18 protein-coding genes are annotated in these 18,291 nt (G+C 37.2%); 3 read left to right on the top strand and 15 right to left on the bottom strand.

Going from position 1 to position 18,291, the window contains the following annotated elements; genetic code table 11:
- Positions 1 to 258 precede the first annotated feature (258 nt).
- The 3 genes from K9V48_RS08590 to K9V48_RS08580 all read right to left on the bottom strand — a co-directional run bounded on the left by K9V48_RS08590 (position 259) and on the right by K9V48_RS08580 (position 3,008).
- Positions 259 to 1,032 (bottom strand): 5' nucleotidase NucF, encoded by a 774-nt coding sequence (locus K9V48_RS08590; protein WP_224138351.1) that lies wholly within the window; start codon positions 1,030 to 1,032, stop codon positions 259 to 261.
- A gap of 343 nt (positions 1,033 to 1,375) precedes the next feature.
- Complete coding sequence (locus K9V48_RS08585) at positions 1,376 to 1,822, bottom strand: DUF86 domain-containing protein (protein WP_224138350.1); 447 nt, start codon at positions 1,820 to 1,822, stop codon at positions 1,376 to 1,378.
- 13 nt (positions 1,823 to 1,835) lie between these two features.
- Positions 1,836 to 3,008: an EAL domain-containing protein gene (locus K9V48_RS08580; RefSeq protein WP_224138349.1), complete on the bottom strand. Its 1,173-nt coding sequence runs from the start codon at positions 3,006 to 3,008 to the stop codon at positions 1,836 to 1,838.
- Between the two features lie 492 nt (positions 3,009 to 3,500).
- On the opposite strand from K9V48_RS08580, the gene K9V48_RS08575 reads away from it, so the two are divergent.
- The gene (locus K9V48_RS08575) at positions 3,501 to 3,767 is read left to right on the top strand and encodes a DUF3055 domain-containing protein (protein WP_224138348.1); all 267 of its coding nucleotides are present in this window, start codon (positions 3,501 to 3,503) and stop codon (positions 3,765 to 3,767) included.
- A 116-nt stretch (positions 3,768 to 3,883) separates the two neighbouring features.
- Here the strand turns inward: K9V48_RS08575 and K9V48_RS08570 are convergent, their stop codons facing one another.
- A complete protein-coding gene (locus K9V48_RS08570; RefSeq protein ID WP_224138347.1) occupies positions 3,884 to 4,159 on the bottom strand; it encodes a YutD family protein in 276 nt (91 codons plus the stop codon).
- Between the two features lie 109 nt (positions 4,160 to 4,268).
- On the opposite strand from K9V48_RS08570, the gene K9V48_RS08565 reads away from it, so the two are divergent.
- Positions 4,269 to 4,952, top strand: coding sequence for a YhcN/YlaJ family sporulation lipoprotein (locus K9V48_RS08565; protein WP_224138400.1), 684 nt, complete (start codon positions 4,269 to 4,271; stop codon positions 4,950 to 4,952).
- Positions 4,953 to 5,154: 202 nt separating this feature from the next.
- On the opposite strand, the gene lipA is transcribed toward K9V48_RS08565, so the two are convergent.
- A complete protein-coding gene (lipA, locus tag K9V48_RS08560) occupies positions 5,155 to 6,051 on the bottom strand; it encodes a lipoyl synthase (RefSeq protein WP_224138346.1) in 897 nt (298 codons plus the stop codon).
- A gap of 162 nt (positions 6,052 to 6,213) precedes the next feature.
- Here lipA and K9V48_RS08555 point away from each other — a divergent pair, with 162 nt between their 5' ends.
- Positions 6,214 to 7,206, top strand: coding sequence for a M23 family metallopeptidase (locus K9V48_RS08555; protein WP_438803877.1), 993 nt, complete (start codon positions 6,214 to 6,216; stop codon positions 7,204 to 7,206).
- Between the two features lie 92 nt (positions 7,207 to 7,298).
- Here K9V48_RS08555 and yunB read toward each other — a convergent pair whose 3' ends face one another.
- The 10 genes from yunB to K9V48_RS08505 all read right to left on the bottom strand — a co-directional run bounded on the left by yunB (position 7,299) and on the right by K9V48_RS08505 (position 18,288).
- The gene (yunB, locus tag K9V48_RS08550) at positions 7,299 to 8,036 is read right to left on the bottom strand and encodes a sporulation protein YunB (protein WP_224138345.1); all 738 of its coding nucleotides are present in this window, start codon (positions 8,034 to 8,036) and stop codon (positions 7,299 to 7,301) included.
- Between the two features lie 236 nt (positions 8,037 to 8,272).
- Positions 8,273 to 8,575 (bottom strand): YunC family protein, encoded by a 303-nt coding sequence (locus tag K9V48_RS08545; protein ID WP_224138343.1) that lies wholly within the window; start codon positions 8,573 to 8,575, stop codon positions 8,273 to 8,275.
- 80 nt (positions 8,576 to 8,655) lie between these two features.
- The gene (locus tag K9V48_RS08540; RefSeq protein ID WP_224138341.1) at positions 8,656 to 10,047 is read right to left on the bottom strand and encodes a bifunctional metallophosphatase/5'-nucleotidase; all 1,392 of its coding nucleotides are present in this window, start codon (positions 10,045 to 10,047) and stop codon (positions 8,656 to 8,658) included.
- A gap of 194 nt (positions 10,048 to 10,241) precedes the next feature.
- Positions 10,242 to 11,105 carry a DUF72 domain-containing protein gene (locus tag K9V48_RS08535; RefSeq protein ID WP_498043118.1) on the bottom strand — a complete coding sequence of 288 codons (864 nt, stop codon included), beginning with the start codon at positions 11,103 to 11,105 and terminating at the stop codon, positions 10,242 to 10,244.
- Positions 11,106 to 11,400: 295 nt separating this feature from the next.
- Positions 11,401 to 12,798 (bottom strand): Fe-S cluster assembly protein SufB, encoded by a 1,398-nt coding sequence (gene sufB / locus K9V48_RS08530; protein WP_224138339.1) that lies wholly within the window; start codon positions 12,796 to 12,798, stop codon positions 11,401 to 11,403.
- A gap of 48 nt (positions 12,799 to 12,846) precedes the next feature.
- Positions 12,847 to 13,284, bottom strand: coding sequence for a Fe-S cluster assembly sulfur transfer protein SufU (sufU, locus tag K9V48_RS08525; protein ID WP_111616746.1), 438 nt, complete (start codon positions 13,282 to 13,284; stop codon positions 12,847 to 12,849).
- On the bottom strand, positions 13,277 to 14,494 hold the full coding sequence (locus tag K9V48_RS08520) for a cysteine desulfurase (protein WP_224138338.1): 1,218 nt from the start codon (positions 14,492 to 14,494) through the stop codon (positions 13,277 to 13,279). The genes sufU and K9V48_RS08520 overlap by 8 nt, the downstream gene beginning before the upstream one ends.
- Positions 14,494 to 15,795 carry a Fe-S cluster assembly protein SufD gene (gene sufD / locus K9V48_RS08515; protein WP_224138336.1) on the bottom strand — a complete coding sequence of 434 codons (1,302 nt, stop codon included), beginning with the start codon at positions 15,793 to 15,795 and terminating at the stop codon, positions 14,494 to 14,496. The genes K9V48_RS08520 and sufD overlap by 1 nt, the downstream gene beginning before the upstream one ends.
- Before the next feature lie 28 nt (positions 15,796 to 15,823).
- Positions 15,824 to 16,603 (bottom strand): Fe-S cluster assembly ATPase SufC, encoded by a 780-nt coding sequence (sufC, locus tag K9V48_RS08510; protein WP_224138335.1) that lies wholly within the window; start codon positions 16,601 to 16,603, stop codon positions 15,824 to 15,826.
- A gap of 830 nt (positions 16,604 to 17,433) precedes the next feature.
- Complete coding sequence (locus tag K9V48_RS08505; RefSeq protein ID WP_224138334.1) at positions 17,434 to 18,288, bottom strand: MetQ/NlpA family ABC transporter substrate-binding protein; 855 nt, start codon at positions 18,286 to 18,288, stop codon at positions 17,434 to 17,436.
- Positions 18,289 to 18,291 lie beyond the last annotated feature (3 nt).

The following is an 18,291-nucleotide window of genomic DNA, read 5'->3' as shown; positions in this document are numbered from 1 at the left end:
GGCGACAAGCACAAGACGAGCCGGCCGGAAAGGTTGTTCTTTAACCTTTTTGGTCGGATTGGCTTGTGACCTCGAGCCGATGGCGCCTTGCGCTGGACAATTCTCAAAGCTTAAACTTATAAATTCTGATATAAGAACAAAAGCGCAAGCGCTGGATGTCGTGCACTTATCCAAAGTACAATAATTATAGAGTTTCCTAAAAGACGATAAAAAGCAATTGGTGTTCAAAGTTTACCAATTGCTTTTATTTCTCATTTTTCAGATAAAGCTCCTAACATAATCCTGTAATGAATCTACTGAGTATGTTGGCTGAATCTCATGATTTCCAAGATGCTCTCTTAATGTTACTCCAGTGTGTACTAATAATGTATCCAATCCACAATTTATACCTGCTTTTATATCTGTGTCGTAATTATCTCCGACCATTAACGTATCACTTTTTTCTGTTCCTAAAACTTGTATTGCCTGTTCAATGATGAGTCCTTCTGGTTTTCCGATAAAAATCGGTTGCGTATTAGTGGAGACCGCAACAACAGACGTTAGTGCCCCATTTCCAGGTAATAGACCTCGTTCTGTAGGAAAGGCGATATCCCCATTCGTTGAGATAAATGTCGCTCCATTTCTTACGGCAAGGCATGCTTTTGCAAGCTTTTCATATGTAATATCGCGATCAATCCCCATTACGACAAAATCAGGATTATGGTCTACAAGCTCAAACCCCTTATTTATTAGTGCCTGTCTTAATCCCACTTCGCCAATAACATATACACTTGCATCGCGCTTTTTATCTGCTATAAAGTTTGCGGTAGCTTGACTAGTGGTGAATACGCTTTCTTCCGTTGCAGGAATATTAAACTGGGTAAGCTTATTTGCAAAATATTCTGGTGTTTGAGAAGAATTATTTGTTACAAATAAATAAGGCAATTGATTTTTGACGAGGTGAGCGACAAACTCACTTGCTGCTTCAATTTGTTCTGTTCCCCTATACATTGTTCCGTCCAAATCAATTAAATATCCTTTATACTGTTTCACACGAATCACTTCTTTCCAAGTTTTATTGTAAGAAAAGCTCAAACGCCTTGATCAACCTCAGGCAAATAAGACACTCTTGAATAGAAGGTGTTTTTTACCTTCAATTCAAGAGTGGCTTATGATCTCTATGGGCCGGACGCTTGCGCTGGACAATTCTCGAAGCTAAAACTTATAAATTCTGATTTTGTAAAAAAGAGAACGCCCCCTATGTCACTCTAATCGAGTTAGTAAGGTTTTTATCATAGTTTTTGCGGGCAATAAAACCCCAACCTCAACATTCAAGGAGTAACAAGGAAGAGAGATTGGAGATAACTGCCCATATCGATTAAGAATAGGTCTCGCTTTACGATTGCAGTGGCTTAAATGCTGTGACTGGTCCTAGTTCGTTTTTTATGTATGTTCGAACGTTCGTCGGAAACGCTTGAAGGTTATTTTTTTGCACAGTAAATAGTTCAACCAATTCATCATGGTTTACATCTAAGTAGTCTTGAACCAACATTTTTCTTAGAAGAATCACTTCTTTAAGTCCTGTTGCTTCACCATCGTTAATGACCTTTTCATCCAAAAGGATATCAATAATATCTTCATAACTACCTGGATCCCTCATGATAAACCCATCAATGATCGCATTCCCGACATCGAGTATTGATTCTATGCTCATGTGACAGATTCTTTCGAGGGCCGACCTTTCTAAATCGTTTTTCCAACTCGTTTGATTTGTAAAAAGTTTTACCTGCTTTTCAAGAAAAGTTAGCTTTGCTTCAATTAGCTCTCGGTCAATAAAATACACGATTTTCACCATCCTATATTAATAGCACACGTTCTTTCTCCAATGTTCCAGGTTTTCCGTATAAGAATCCTTGTGCCATATCGACTTGATTTCTCATAAGTACGGCAGCTTCTTCCCTTTTCTCAATTCCTTCCGCTACAACAGTCGAACCGATTTCTTTAGCGATTAAGATCAGTCCCTTTACCATTGATTCCTTAACCCTATTCGTATCTATTCCTTGAATGACGGATCGATCGATTTTGATAATATCTGGTAGCAATTCACTGATTGTATGGAGACTCGAATAGCCTGCACCTGTATCATCTACAGCAATCCGAAACCCCATTTGGCGTAACTGTTGTATATTCTCACGGAAAAATATTAATCCCTCAATGGAATCTTGTTCTGTTACTTCAAAGATAATTTTTTTAGGCCTAATATCTAAAAAACATGTCAAAAGCTTTTCAAGCGCAGGAATAAAGCGCTTATTCCCTAAAGTAATCGGAGTAAAATTCAAAAATACATCCTCGATGCAACCAACACTTTGAATCATTTGAAATGCCTTTTCCAATACTATTAGCTCCAGGTCATAAATTAAGTTCGATTGTCTTGCAAATGAAAATAATTGTAACGGATTTTCTAATGCCGTTCCTTTAGGACCTCTTGTTAAAAATTCCCACGCATTTACTTGATTTGTTGATAATTCAATAATAGGTTGCGCTAACATTGTTATTTCACGTTTTTCAATGATCGTACGCAACTGTACTAACGTTTTTATATATCGTGTTTGGACACGCTTTTCTGCCATTGCCACTGCTTGCTGCTGTGCTATGTACACGGCATCCTGAGTCGTACGCCATTGCCTATGGATGAACATATATCCAACTTCTAATTGGTGATGAAAGTATGGATATCTCACATAAATCCATTTTTCCAACTTAGGCATCAGTATTCTTAGCATCTGCTCGATGTGGATGACATTTTGTGTATCATCATTCATTTTAAGGAAAATCGTCAAACCATCGCTATAATAATCATGAACAACGAGGACGTCATCTTTGTACTTCGAGTTTTCAAAAGTGTATTTTAACCCTTCTTTTAACTCTTTTCTAAATTTAATTAGTTGATTTTCTTCAAGTTGTTGGGAAAACTCCAGAAGGTTTGAAGCGGAGATAACAACTACAACGACTTGTTGTCCCTTCGACATAGCATGGCATATTCCCTCTAATATAGGGTCCCTTAATACAAACCTAGGCGGGTAATAACGTAATTTATGACGTGGTAAAAAAAGTTTGTTCCACTTTTTTATTCTCATGATATGCTTTTCTAAAAGTCCACTGATCATATCTACCCACCCTTCTGACAATCTCCGTTACATATTAATATTTTATCATAATTCTGTTTTTTTCGACTAATTCCACATAAATTCTTTTCCAATTCTTTACGGGCAGAGAATGATAAAAAAACATCACCATTTTTGAGAAAGGATTCTTTTTCATGGAATAAAACTTCTACTCCAAAATTAAGGGGAATCTTATTTCATCATCCTTCATATTTCTTTAAAACAAATCCAACTATTTGTTATGATGGATGTATCATCAAAATTGGAGAAATCATTTTCAGAAAGTTACTTTCAAGTAGAGTATTTAAAAAATTGATTCCTTCTAAAAAAGAATTGAGAAGAAAGAGGAGAATGCATATGTCTGAACGCTTTTTTTTATATGATGAAACAGTTGAAACAAAAACAAGATTTGTCAGCTTTATGGGTGAACATCAACGATTCGATTTAGCCATTATCCAGAGTGACCGCTATTTTGGCAAGCATCTTGTTCTCGATATCCAAAGTAATCGTTTTGCAATAATCGGGGCAGATGACCTTAAGGAACCTGGGTACTTAGAATTTGCATATAAGCTTAATGAAGAAGATGCATCAGAGCTTCGTGACTTTTTAGGTCAGCTTGTATAACTGATCTAAAAAGTTAAACACTTTCATCATTGCAAAAAACTATTGACAAAAATCAATAATTTTTTGCAATGATCGAACAATCTTGCTGAAATAGCAATAAGACCTTTTATCTGGCGTTATTTTTTAACCTTTTTCAAAACAAAATAAGCACAACCAAAATTGCAATACTCATAAATATATTCATCTAACGTACTTATCTTCGTATCGTATGAAGCTTTTTGATTTTGGTCATCAAAGAAACCACGTAATCTTAGTTGATTATATCCCCAATCTCCTACGATAAAGTCATATTTATTCAAGATATCACTATATCTTCCTTTAAACGCGTCTTCATTAAATCCATTTTTTTCATCTTTTACTATCTCAAAACATTGATTTTGAACACATATCATGTCGGTTTCACTCCATCCATATTCCTTATTCTAATCATAATCCAATTATATTCAACCATCAATTACTAAGATAGTTTCACATCACATTGGTCATCCTAAAATGAGGGAGGTGCAACTATTGATAAAAGAAAAGTTAGTTATTAGTCTTGTCGGTTTATGCCTATTAACTGCATGCCAATTTGGCGCTGGTGAGGATACTTCCCTTTTACACGAAAGTGGAAATACAATAAATGTATCTGATCGTCCAGAGCTCTACAACGGCGAAAATGTGACAAAGGTGAACAATGATAAACAAGCTGACTTTGGGTATGTGCGTCATCAAAAAAGTGGCGTCCCGGGTGATAATAGCTTTACAAATATACCCGGCTTTGACAGAGAGAAAGCTGCAGACACCATAAGCAGTTTAATTGTTCAGTTACCAAACGTAAATGACGTTGCAACGTTAGTAACAGATGAAGAAGTATTAGTGGCTTATGAAACCGATTCTGATCAGCGCTCTGCTACAGCAGACCAAGTAAAGAAAACAGCTTTATCTGTCGTTCCAAGATATTATCATGTTTACATTTCAGATAAAACAAATATGATCCAGCAAATTGAAGCATTTAGTCCTCAAAATTCCACTAGTCGCGACATTGACGAAATTTTAAACAAAACAGTTAAAGAAATGCTTGAATCTCCTCAAGGTCGTGCAATTAACAAAGGTGAAAATGCAAACGGTGAAGGCTATGGAGAGGTTAATGAGGATTTAGATGATGATATGAAGGATCGGTACGAAAAAACTCGCTATAAATAAAATGAAGAAGACTAAATTGATTGTCAAAAAGGAAGAGAACCTCTTCCTTTTTGTTCTTATATCCGAATTTATAAGTATTGGCTTCGAGAACTGTCCAGCCCCTCTTTGGTCTAAGCCACTTTTGAATTGAAGGCAAAAAACACCTTCTATTCAAAAGCGTCTTATTTGCCCGAGGCTGATCAAGGCGCTTCCGCTTTTGTTCTTATGCTTGTGCTTGTTTTTGTTTTGCTGCTGCATTCACTTGCTCATCTGCATGGTATGAAGAACGTACAAGCGGACCTGCTTCACAATGGCTAAAACCTTTGCTCATGGCAATTTCGCGTAGTTCTGCAAATTCATCTGGATGATAATATTTTTGAACTTTCAAGTGTTTTTTTGACGGTTGTAAATATTGACCAATTGTCATAATATCTACATTATTCTCTCTTAGATCATCCATCGTTTGAATGATTTGTTCTTTTGTTTCTCCTAAGCCAATCATTAAACTAGACTTTGTCGGGATTTCTGGTTGCATTTCTTTTGCACGCTTTAAGAACTCCAATGATCTTTCATACGTAGCACGTGCACGAATTCTTGGTGTAAGTTCGCGAACCGTTTCAATATTATGGTTCAAAATATCAGGTTTCGCATCCATTAACATTTTAAGGTTCTCATAATCCCCACTTAAATCTGAAGGCAATACTTCAATTGTCGTAAATGGGCTTTTACGACGAATCGCACGAACAGTTTCAGCTAATACTTTCGCTCCGCCATCCTTTAAATCGTCACGAGCTACCATCGTAATTACAGCGTGTTTCAAATTCATTAATGCAACAGAATCTGCCACTCGTTCTGGTTCTGCTAAGTCAAGCTCTGTTGGAAGACCTGTTTTAACTGCACAGAAACGACAAGCACGTGTACAAACAGAACCTAATATCATAAACGTTGCTGTTCTTCTAACTGCCCAACATTCATGAATATTCGGACATTTCGCTTCCTCGCATACAGTATGTAGGCTCTTTTCTCTCATTAGCTTTTTTAAATCTGTGTAGTTTTCATTTGTGTTTAATTTTATTTTTAACCATTCCGGCTTACGTAAATAATCTTCCTTTTTCGCCACCTGATTCATCTCCAGTATGTATTCGATAATTCCACTTTACCATACGTACACAAGAGGGACAAGAAAAAGGACTGATTAGAATTACTAATATTTTCTATAAATGAAATCCCAATTGATAACCAAACTATAGATATGGAAAACGGCTGAAAGGGGCTCATTATTGTGCGTAAATTTTTATGCTGTATCATGTTTGCGATGATTTGTATTTCAGCTCATTCAATAGCTTATGGTGCTGAAAGCAATCAAAGTGAAGAAAATCAAAAGCTAATGAGCTTATATAAAAAGGTCGAAACTGTTACAAATATTCCTTGGTATGTACTAGCTTCCATCGATCAATATGAACGAAATGTCCGCCATTCGCGAAAAGACATTCCGAAAGCCGAGGGATTAATTGAAATATATATCAAACCAGAGGTATGGGTTGGTCCACTTAATCCTAACAAAGAAGATATGAACCCTATTAGTATTGGGTTATTTGGAGGTATTGGTGAAGATGGTAATGGCGACAATAAATCTGATCCGAAAAATGATGAAGATGTCCTTTACTCCATTGCCCATTATTTGCAATCGTATGGGACTGATCTCGAAAACCTAAAGATTGGTTTATGGGACTATTATCAACGTGATAAAGCAGTAGGGCTTATTTTAGGCCATATGAAATTGTATAAAAAATATGGTCATTTAGACTTAGATACACACACCTTCCCTCTTCCACTTAACCATAATTTTAGTTATAACAACACATGGGGTGATGCTCGTGGGTGGGGTGGTCGAAGAATTCATGAAGGAACTGATATTTTCGCTAACTATGGAGTCCCTGTCCGTTCAACTTGTTTCGGAGTAATTGAAATGAAAGGGTGGAATCGTTTTGGTGGATGGAGAGTTGGAATTCGGGATATTGATAATACGTATCATTATTTTGCCCATCTAAATGGTTTTGCAGACGGAATTCATGCTGGACAAATTGTAGAACCAGGTCAACTGATCGGGTCTGTAGGAAGCTCAGGATATGGTCCACCAGGTACCGCTGGAAAATTCCCTCCGCATCTCCATTATGGCCTATATAAGGACAATGGGAGAACCGAGTGGTCATTTGATCCTTATCCACATTTAAAGGCCTGGGAAAGAAGCGACCGTAATAAAAAGAAACAATAATAAAATGAAACTACTATCAGTAGGGGAGTTTATCCTCTACTGATAGGGTAAGTTGAGCGTACTTTACGATGACACCCATGTTTTTGCAATATTTATTTGGGTAATTCAATCGCAGGGTTAGATTTTCCATTACCGTTATAATATTGTGGGACATCTCCCGGTACTGTGATGTCAATGACAGGAATCAAATTTGTTATTTTTTTGGAGTCTGTTGCAAACGGAATGATCATTTGTACGGTAACCTCTGTATATATCAATACTTCATGAGTTGCATTATTTATGCCATGTTCTATAATTTCTCTTTTAATATCCGTATGAATATCACCTATTAAATAAAATCGAACAGGAATATCTGGTCCTACGCTACTTAAAATTGCATTGCCTGTAATTTGACCTAATGGTATTTCATACGTAATTCCATCTTTTTGTTCACTATTGTCTTTATCTACATTTGCTCCCTTAAAATTGTTCTCTTCAATTGAAGACAGCTTTGCATTAATATTTTCAGTCACTCTATCTAAAGCCCCTCTAACTGTTTGAGAATCAAATGTAATCATTGTGATATTTCCTTCTTTATCTTCTGTTGTAGTAACTAAATCCTTTGCTTTATCAGGATCTACGATTTCATTCTTCACTGCTTCTTGAATAATCGTCGTTGCTATCTTCGTTGCTTCTATCTCTGCGATTTCCATTAAGGCAGGCTCTACCTGTTTGTTGACAATCCAAAAGCTACACGCTGTTAAAAATATAAAAATAACACAAGTTAGTAAAAACACATATCGAAAAGGCAAAGGTCCTTTACGTACTCTACGATGACGAAACTTAGGCAAAGTAAATCCCTCCCTTACATGCTATATTTATGCATATCGGGAGGGATGTACGCATTATTTTTTTATTTTATCGTAGATTAACGGACTGTAATACCTCACCACTTAGCGCGTATGAATCAAAGAAGCGAAAGTTCTGAGAAAGCCTGATAAGTCTCATTAACCAAAGTGGTGGAAAAAGAAAACCCTCACTATTTAAAATGAAGGATTATGAAAACGCATTTATTGCTGTATTCAATTTAAGACATCATTAATAAGGCGTCTCTCCCCTTTGTCCCAACCACAATCCCAAGTTTTTCAGCTTCATATGTGACAGATTCCAAAGGCGCCTCAAGTAATTGATCGATTGTTTTAACGCCAACTGCTCGACCAGCAATGATGCCTCTTTCTTTTAATCTTTCGTTTAACAATGCGACATCCAGAGCACCACACATAATATACCCTTTGTCATTTGTGATTGCCATGAAGTTCGTTTTCGGTAAAGCAATCGTTATTGCGGTAAATTGTTTACCTTCAATAACAATTGGATTCATATTAATCATAGCCTATCTACAAACCTTTCCTTTTATATATCTTTATGAAGAAGGAAAGGATGCGTGTAGATATTCCACCTAAATTTATGTCATATATTTTGTAATTTCCAGGCTAAAAGATCTCTTAAAAGCTCTGGCATATAAAAAGTTTTTTTCTCCGAATGACTAATTTCAGGATATAGTGGCCCCAGAGTAAACATATCAACGGTTGCCACAGCATAAGTTCGATCATAATCAATCGGCTCGCCATGCACATATACATCCGTAACATGTTGTTTGCCATCTGCAAACATCTCCGTTTTTACCTCAATCCCATCAAAAACCATTCTCCCCATTACTTTCCCCCTAAAACCTAGTCCCTTTAACAGAAGTTGTTCCATTTTTTCTTCTCTCGCTTGAACAATGACCTCTTTTAGCACATCACCCTTGATCTCGACCTTACATGGATTGATCGGATGTGGGCATATGCGGTGTAGATCTTTTTTCGTTACAGGACCTTTGTTTAAAGGTGCTAACAACATTCCGGAATTAACCATAGAAACCTCGCCGTCACACCATTCGCGGATAGCACGGACTAAAAATAAGGGAAGCGCAGAGTCATTAAACCAATCGAGTGCTAAATCGTCGTGTAAAACGCCTACGACTTCAGAAAGCATCGCATTGCTAACTGTTAAAGTTTGTTCCAACCAAGCTTCAGTTTCTTGACAAATTTCTTTTTGCTCTGTCATTGAATAGAGGCTAGCCGCACGATTCACCAATGCTTTTTGTTCACTATCGATGGTAAGCGAAATATGGCCGACATATTGTCCATACTTTCCGGCACCCGCAACTAATGTTTCGTTAATTTTCGTTCCATTTTGGAGCACATGATGTGTGTGACCACCAATGATAATATCGATATCAGGAAATTCTCTCGCAATAATCTCATCATCACTAATACCAAGATGAGAAAGCAGAACAATGATATCAGCCTTGTCCTTCACTTGATTTACTGTTTCTAATAAGCTTTGAAAAGGGTCTTTTATTTTCCAGCCGAGTAGTTCATAAAATTTCTCATAAAATACCGTTACTCCTAATATAGCCAGTTTCATCCCGTTATGTAATGTCAAAATTTGAAAAGGGGAAACCCATGAAGGCCGCTCTCCTAGCTCTGTATATAAATTTGATAGGACGACTGGAAACGTTGCATCTTCGTATAAAGTATTTAAATCTTCATGAGAAAAGGTAATGCCTTCATTATTACCGATTGTTACTGCATCATACTGAAGCTTATTCATCAATGTTACATTTGCCTTACCCTTTGTTGCTTCAGTAATTGGATGAAAGCGATCTGCATGATCACCAATATCCAATAGAACCATTTGCTCATTATTTTGTTCGTGCCATTCTTTTTTCTTTTTTAAAAATTGCACGATTTTAGGCCAATTTTCAAAATGGCTATGTAAATCATTTGTGTGATAAAGGTGGATTGTCTCTAACATGATTCACTCTCCTTGCACTTAAACATCCATTTTCCTATTTTATCATTATGAACCTCTAGAGATTAATTTTTTAGTAACCCCTAACCACTTCCCCTGTTTTACGGATTGTTCGTTAATATGCGATAACCATTTTATGAAGCAACACCAAGATCCGCTGGGATTATGAAAAATAAAATCCTCAATACTAAACCGATCTACTCGTCACTAAACAGGCTTAATTGTTTTTCTGCTAAGCCATAATAAGTAATGTCTAATAAATTCATCATCATCTTCGCATTATCGGCAGCATCGCCACCTGAATTATTATTAAATAACATATATATCGTTTCTGTTTCTTTTTGAAGAGAGCGCAAATGCTCCTTCCATTCTAGTAGCTCTTCTTGATTGTAACGATATAAGTACCTTACATCTCGCCAATTATCACCTGAAGCAGGCTTATTCCAGCCATAAACGTTTCTGCCATGCAAGCGAATAAGAGTTTTTCGAGAATCTGTAGGGTGGAGCACGGTTGGAATTGATCTTTCACCCGCTTGTGGCTCATCAACGATACTATGTATCCATTTTTCAGATTCCATAAACTGTAATGTTTTATCATGAAAATTGTTTGAGAACCACGAGCGATTGCGAAATTCAAGCGCTACCTCAGTATCGCCCATTTGTTCCCGGCACCACTTTAAATAGGTAACGTTTTCCGACGTACAAGCAAACCATGGGGGAAATTGAAATAAAACCATTGCAAGCCGCTTTTCTCTTATTAATGGTTCGATAGACTTCCTGTATGCTCTGAACATATCCCGTTTATTTTCAAATGGTGATTCTCCGCGGAGATGCCCTGTCATTCCTTGATACGCTTTTGCGATAAATTGGAATGTATCAGGAGTGTCTCGTAACCACTTCTCAAAATTACGTTCTGGCTGAATGGCATAAAAGCTTGTATCTATTTCAACTATTGGAAAATGCGCGGCATATTCTTGTAATTTATTTGTCGATTTCATTCTTAAAGGATAAAGGGATTCATGATCTCCCCAGCCTGTTAGACCAATTTGAATGGTTGTCAATCTGATCATCCTTTTGAATTAAGTAGTCATTAACATCCAATTTCTTTTTCTAATCATACTATATCACGGTATTCAATGATAGGGCATTCATGAAGGACTAAGAAAAGCGCAAGCGCCTTGTTCAGCCTCGGGCAAAGAAGACGCTCAGGAATAGAAGGTGTTCTTTGCCTTCAATTCCTGAGGGGCTGTAGACCCAAGAGGGGCTAGGCGCTTACGCTGGACAATTCTCGGAGCCAAAACTTATAAATCCTTATATTATAAAAAAGGACTGACAAGTTTGTCAGTCCTTTCTGTATTACCCGATAGACCCTTCCATTTCGAACTTAATCAAGCGGTTCATCTCAACTGCATATTCCATTGGAAGCTCTTTTGTAAATGGCTCGATAAAGCCCATTACGATCATTTCTGTCGCTTCTTCTTCTGAAATACCACGGCTCATAAGGTAGAATAATTGTTCTTCTGATACCTTCGAAACCTTCGCTTCATGTTCAAGTGAAATATTGTCATTCATGATCTCATTATAAGGGATCGTATCTGATGTTGATTGATTATCCATAATGAGTGTGTCACATTCAATATTTGATCTTGCGCCATCTGCTTTACGGCCGAAGTGGACAATTCCACGATATGTTACTTTTCCACCTTGTTTAGAGATCGATTTAGAAACAATCGTTGAAGATGTGTTTGGAGCTAAATGAATCATTTTCGCACCTGCATCTTGATGCTGACCTTTTCCTGCAATCGCAATCGAAAGGGTCAGGCCACGAGCACCCTCACCTTTAAGGATAACTGCAGGATATTTCATTGTTAGCTTCGAACCGATGTTACCATCGATCCATTCCATTGTTGCGTTTGCTTCACAAACAGCACGTTTTGTTACAAGGTTAAATACGTTGTTCGCCCAGTTTTGAATCGTTGTATAACGGCAATAGCCACCATCTTTAACGATGATTTCAACAACTGCACTATGAAGTGAGTTTGTTGTATAAACTGGTGCCGTACATCCTTCTACATAATGCACATGTGCACCTTCGTCAACGATAATAAGTGTACGCTCAAACTGCCCCATGTTTTCAGAGTTAATACGGAAATAAGCTTGTAATGGTGTATCAACTTTAATACCCTTTGGTACATAAATGAACGATCCACCAGACCAAACAGCCGAGTTTAGAGCAGAGAATTTATTATCCGTAGGTGGAATCACTTTACCGAAATGCTCACGGAAAATATCTTCATTTTCTTTTAAAGCTGTATCTGTATCTTTAAAGACGATCCCAAGATCCTCAAGATCTTCTTTCATGTTATGATAAACAACCTCTGACTCATATTGCGCAGAAACACCTGCCAAATATTTTTGTTCAGCTTCTGGAATACCAAGCTTATCAAAAGTATTCTTAATTTCTTCAGGTACTTCATCCCAAGAACGCTCTGATTTTTCAGATGGCTTTACGTAATACGTAATTTCATCGAAATTCAATGAAGCCATATCGCCACCCCATTGTGGCATTGGCATATTATAAAAATGCTCAAGTGATTTCAAACGGAAATCTAGCATCCATTGTGGTTCATCCTTCATACGAGAAATCTCTTCAACGATTTCTTTCGTTAATCCTCGTTTTGAACGGAAGATGGAAACATCTTTGTCAGCAAATCCATATTTGTAATCGCCAATTTCAGGTGCCTTTTTTGCCATCTACATTCACTCCATTCCATATAGAATTTAAGGGTTATCCCTTAATTTTTACTCGTTGTTGCTTGTTATACCCTTTTCCATCGCTTTCCAAGCTAATGTGGCACATTTAATACGTGCTGGAAACTTAGTTACACCTTGCAATGCTTCGATATCACCTAAATCAAGATCACCATCGTACTCTTTTCCTAGCATCATATTCGAAAATATTTCAGAAAGCTCTAAAGCTTTATCAAGTGTTTTCCCTTTAATTGCTTGTGTCATCATTGAAGCTGATGACATTGAAATGGAGCAGCCTTCTCCTTCAAATTTTGCGGCCTTTACCACATTATCCTCAAGATCAAGTGTTAAGCGAATACGATCGCCACATGTTGGATTATTCATATCAACTGTAAGACTGTTGTCAAGAACCCCTTTGTTTCTAGGGTTTTTGTAATGATCCATAATGACTTGTCGGTATAAGGTATCAAGATTTACATGATTAGACATTGCTGAAGTACTCCTTCGTTTTAATTAAACCTGCAACTAGTTTTTCGATTTCTTCTTCTGTGTTGTACAGGTAAAAACTAGCTCTTGCTGTTGCAGAAACCTTTAGCCATTTCATTAGCGGCTGTGCACAATGGTGGCCTGCACGTACAGCAATTCCTTCAGCATCTAAAACTGTTGCAACATCATGTGGATGGACATCCTCAATATTAAATGTTACCAATCCGGCACGATGTTTCGGTCCGTAGATTGTAATACCTTCAACTTGGTTTAGTTGCTCTAAAGCATATTGAGCTAATCGATGCTCATGCGCCTCAATATTTTCTAAGCCAATTTGTTCGAGAAAATCAATTGCCGCACCAAGTCCAATTGCTCCAGCAATGATTGGCGTTCCAGCTTCAAATTTCCAAGGAAGCTCTTTCCACGTTGATTCTTGTAATCCAACGAAATCAATCATTTCACCGCCAAATTCAACAGGCTCCATTTTTTCAAGAAGCTCCTTCTTGCCATATAAAACACCAATGCCTGTAGGAGCACACATTTTGTGACCTGAAAAAGCAAAGAAGTCACAATCTAATTCCTGAACATCGATCTTCATATGTGGAGAACTTTGCGCGCCATCAACGACCATAACAGCACCGTTGCGATGAGCAATTTTAGCGATTTCTTTAATTGGATTAATTGTACCAAGGACATTCGATACTTGAGCTACCGATACAATCTTTGTTTGCGCTGTAACGGTTTCTTCAACATCCTGTAAAGCTATTGTACCATCTTCTTGTAACGGGATATATTTTAAAGTCGCACCAGTCGCTTTTGCCACTTGCTGCCAAGGAATAATATTGGCATGATGCTCCATATAGGTGATGACAATTTCGTCACCTTCTCTAACATTAGTCAAACCATAGCTTTGTGCTACTATATTTAACGCAGTTGTCGCACCGCGGGTGAAAATAATTTCTTGTGTTGAATTTGCACCAATGAATCTTCTAACCTTTTCACGTGCTCCTTCATAACCGTCAGTTGCTTTCGTACCTAGTGTATGCACACCACGGTGAACGTTTGAATTATATTCACGATAGTACGTCGACAAAGCTTCAATTACAGCGATCGGTTTTTGAGAGGTTGCAGCACTATCTAAATAAACAAGGTCTCTACCATTGACTTGCTGATCCAAAATCGGAAAGTGACGACGAATATCAGTAATATTCATTATCGTACTTTCCTTTCAATTACCTCAACTAATTGTTTTTTCACACCTTCAATTGGAAGTTCTCTCACGACTGGCGCTAAGAATCCGTGAATAACAAGGCGTTCTGCTTCAACTTTCGGAATACCACGACTCATTAAATAATAAAGCTGAATTGGATCAACACGACCGACAGAAGCAGCATGTCCCGCTGTAACATCATCTTCGTCAATTAAGAGAATTGGGTTTGCGTCACCACGTGCTTTTTCACTTAGCATTAGCACACGAGATTCTTGCACTGCATTTGATTTCGTAGCCCCGTGCTCAATTTTTCCAATACCGTTAAAAATGGATGAAGCACTATCTTTCATGACACCATGTTTTAAGATGTAACCTTCAGAATGCTTACCAAAATGAACAACCTTTGTTGTAAAGTTTTGTTTTTGCGCTCCACGACCAACAACAACTGATTTTGTGTCGCCGAATGATCCGTCACCCATTAAATTCGTCACATTTTCAGAAACAGTATCTCCATCATTCATTAGCCCAAGCGCCCACTCAATTCGAGCATCACGTCCAGCTACTCCACGACGGTTCACATAAGTTGTAACTCCTTTTGCAAGAGTATCAACTGCACCATATGTTACTCGTGCATTTGTATTAGCAAAAACCTCTGAAATGATATTGAAGACAGCTTCTTCCACTTCTACTGTTGAAATATAGTTCTCTACATATGTTACAGAACTATTATCTTCAGCAACAACAATGACATGATTAATAAGTGTCGTATTAGCATTATCATGGACAAAAATTGCTTGTATTGGTTCAGCTACTTCTACATTTTTAGGGACATAAACGAAAACCCCACCATTAAATAAAGCAGCATGTAAAGCTGTTAAGCGATGTTCGTCAACCTTTACGCCATCTTGCATAAAGTATTTTTGAACTAATTCAGAATGCTCGCTTGCAGCAGTATGAATGTCTGTTAAAATAACACCTTTAGCTTTTAAATCATCTGATAATGATGTGAACGCAGCTGAGTTGTTTACTTGAACATACAAGTTCTTGTTTGCAGACTCAACGTCAATTAATCCTTTTACATCCTCATGTAAATCATCTAGAGAATTAAGTTTTTCACTAGTAACTGAATGTTCCTTGAAGCTAGTGAAATTCCATTTATCAATTTTTGTTTTATCCGGTCTTGGCATTGGAAGATCCTCGACTTTTGCAAGAGCTTGTAAGCGAAGATCAGTAAGCCAATCCGGTTCACCAAGCTGTTTTGAAAAGCTTGTGACATAGTCCTGATTGTAAGTTTTCGTTTCCATGTATCATTACTCCTCCCTACGCTTAAGCTTATTGCCCAACAGTTTCGTCTTCGATGCCTAGTTCTTGTTTAATCCAGTCATAACCTTCTGCTTCTAAACGTTGTGCTAGCTCAGGTCCACCTGATTTAACAACACGGCCTTGCATCATTACGTGTACTTTATCTGGTGTGATGTAATTTAATAAACGTTGATAGTGAGTAATCATTAAACAGCCAAACTCTTCATTACGCATTTTATTAATACCTTTAGCTACAACCTTTAATGCATCGATATCAAGACCGGAATCAATTTCATCAAGAATCGCAATTTTCGGCTCGATCATCATTAGTTGAAGGATTTCATTACGCTTTTTCTCCCCACCAGAGAAACCTTCATTTAGGTAACGCTGTGCCATATCAGGATCCATTTCTAGTTCTTCCATGTTAGCATCCATTTGACGAATAAATTTCATTAAAGATATTTCTTCGCCTTCTTCTCGACGTGCATTTATTGATGAACGTAAGAAATCTGCATTTGTTACACCACTAATTTCGCTTGGATATTGCATTGCTAGGAATAGACCTGCACGTGCACGCTCATCTACTTCCATTTCTAATACATCTTCGCCATCTAATGTGATGCTTCCCCCAGTTACTTCATACTTTGGGTGACCCATAATTGCTGATGATAACGTTGATTTACCTGTTCCATTAGGTCCCATAATTGCATGGAACTCTCCGCCTTTTATTTCAAGATTTACACCTTTAAGAATTTCTTTACCATCAATTTCTACGTGTAAATCCTTAATGATTAATGTAGAACCCGTCATAGCTTATACCTCCATAATATATAAAGTTTACTAATTCTCAATTTATTCTCATTCTAATATTATAACAAATCAAAAGTGAAAACAACCTTTATAGGTTAACTGCGAATGCCGTCGAGACACAAAACCTAAAATTCAGTTGTATAAAACAAATTTATTATGTATGAAGATAGAGAATTTAACCTTTTTCTACTATATAACAGATTGGCCGGTGAAGCTACCGTCAACACCTAGTTTAGTTTTTACTTTAGATTTAAAAACATTCTCCTTTCTTCGTTAGAAATAACCAACCTATAATTTAGTGATGCTATTTGTAAAAGAACTTACTATTGATTAGATCCATTACATTGTTCAAGCGTGCTTTGTTAATTCCAACAAAAAACGAATGATGTTTGCAATTTCAGTCGAATATTCGCTATATTAACTGATTTTTGTTATTTATTTTTTTACAATTCATATGGATTAATTGAGAAAATATAGACGGAATTTAAGTGTTGAATGAGAAATTGGTGATAAACCGAGATTTCTACCATCAGTATGGTTTCTTTCTCCTGTATCGATAGTTAGCGTGACTTCGCTTAATTGCTGTTATAAGCAGTCTATTCCCAGCTTCACCCACTTCTACTCCTTGTAGTCCTGAAGACTGGTTAAACAGAGCCTCGACAGGCATAAGACGCGCATGAAGTGAAGGCGTACTTTGCCTTCACTTCATGCGTGGCTAGACCTTAGAAGGGCTAGGTGCTGGATGTCTTGTGCTTAGCACATTACAAGAATTTTATCGTTTCCTATAAGACACATAAAGGCCGACAATTTAAACATTGTCAGCCAGTTTCTTATTTACTTTGTGCAGCAGAGATTACAGATCCTTGATATTTTGTCTTAATAAACTCTTGGACTTTTTCTGAACGTAATGCATCTACCAATGCCTTTATTTCTTCTCTCTCTTCGTCACCCTCACGAACAACAATTAGGTTTACATAAGGATTGTTCTCTGGCGATTCTAGGGCAATTGCATCTTCAGCTGGATTTAAGCCTTCATCTAATGCAAAGTTACCATTAATTAAAAATGCATCAGCTTCATCGTTTTTATATGCTTTTGCTACCATTGGTGCTTCAATATCAGCTTCAAATACTAGCTTTTTAGGGTTTTGATCGATATCTTCAATTGTTGCAGCCGTTTTTTCAACGCCTTCTTTAATTGTGATTAATCCTTTTTCTTCTAGCATTGAAAGCATACGACCGTGATCAGCAACTGAGTTACTCATAATGATTTTTGCACCTTCTGGAAGATCATCTAATGACTTATGACGTTTTGAATAGACACCAATCGGTTCAATGTGTATGCCTCCAGCATTAACAAACTTATAACCATTATCAGCAATTTGTCCCTCTAAATACGGCTCATGTTGGAAATAATTCGCATCCAACTCTTCCTCTGCTAATGTTTTGTTTGGTAAAACGTAATCTGTAAATTCCACAATTTCTAATTCAATGCCTTGTTCTTCTAATAAAGGTTTAGCTTCTTCTAAAATCTCAGCATGTGGTACAGGTGATGCCCCTACTTTTAATGTTGTTACTTCATCCGTAGTATCCCCGGTACCGTTAGCACCTTCCTTATCTGCTCCTCCACATGCAACAAGCACTGCTACAAAAATTGCAAAAATAATTGTTAGAAATGACTTTTTCATTAT

This window comes from Metabacillus rhizolycopersici, from assembly GCF_020075705.1.
The sequence above is the reverse complement of the archived record's forward strand: the minus strand, read 5'-3'. Positions and strand labels throughout refer to the sequence as shown.

Excerpts from the sequence above, each read along its gene's own strand:
- K9V48_RS08580 (WP_224138349.1), bottom strand. The coding sequence starts at position 3,008 with ATGTCGAAGGGACAACAAGTCGTTGTAGTTGTTATCTCCGCTTCAAAC.
- K9V48_RS08575 (WP_224138348.1), top strand. The coding sequence starts at position 3,501 with ATGTCTGAACGCTTTTTTTTATATGATGAAACAGTTGAAACAAAAACA.
- K9V48_RS08570 (WP_224138347.1), bottom strand. The coding sequence starts at position 4,159 with ATGATATGTGTTCAAAATCAATGTTTTGAGATAGTAAAAGATGAAAAA.
- K9V48_RS08545 (WP_224138343.1), bottom strand. The coding sequence starts at position 8,575 with ATGATTAATATGAATCCAATTGTTATTGAAGGTAAACAATTTACCGCA.
- K9V48_RS08540 (WP_224138341.1), bottom strand. The coding sequence starts at position 10,047 with ATGTTAGAGACAATCCACCTTTATCACACAAATGATTTACATAGCCAT.
- sufB (WP_224138339.1), bottom strand. The coding sequence starts at position 12,798 with ATGGCAAAAAAGGCACCTGAAATTGGCGATTACAAATATGGATTTGCT.
- sufU (WP_111616746.1), bottom strand. The coding sequence starts at position 13,284 with ATGTCTAATCATGTAAATCTTGATACCTTATACCGACAAGTCATTATG.
- K9V48_RS08520 (WP_224138338.1), bottom strand. The coding sequence starts at position 14,494 with ATGAATATTACTGATATTCGTCGTCACTTTCCGATTTTGGATCAGCAA.
- sufD (WP_224138336.1), bottom strand. The coding sequence starts at position 15,795 with ATGGAAACGAAAACTTACAATCAGGACTATGTCACAAGCTTTTCAAAA.
- sufC (WP_224138335.1), bottom strand. The coding sequence starts at position 16,603 with ATGACGGGTTCTACATTAATCATTAAGGATTTACACGTAGAAATTGAT.
- K9V48_RS08505 (WP_224138334.1), bottom strand. The coding sequence starts at position 18,288 with ATGAAAAAGTCATTTCTAACAATTATTTTTGCAATTTTTGTAGCAGTG.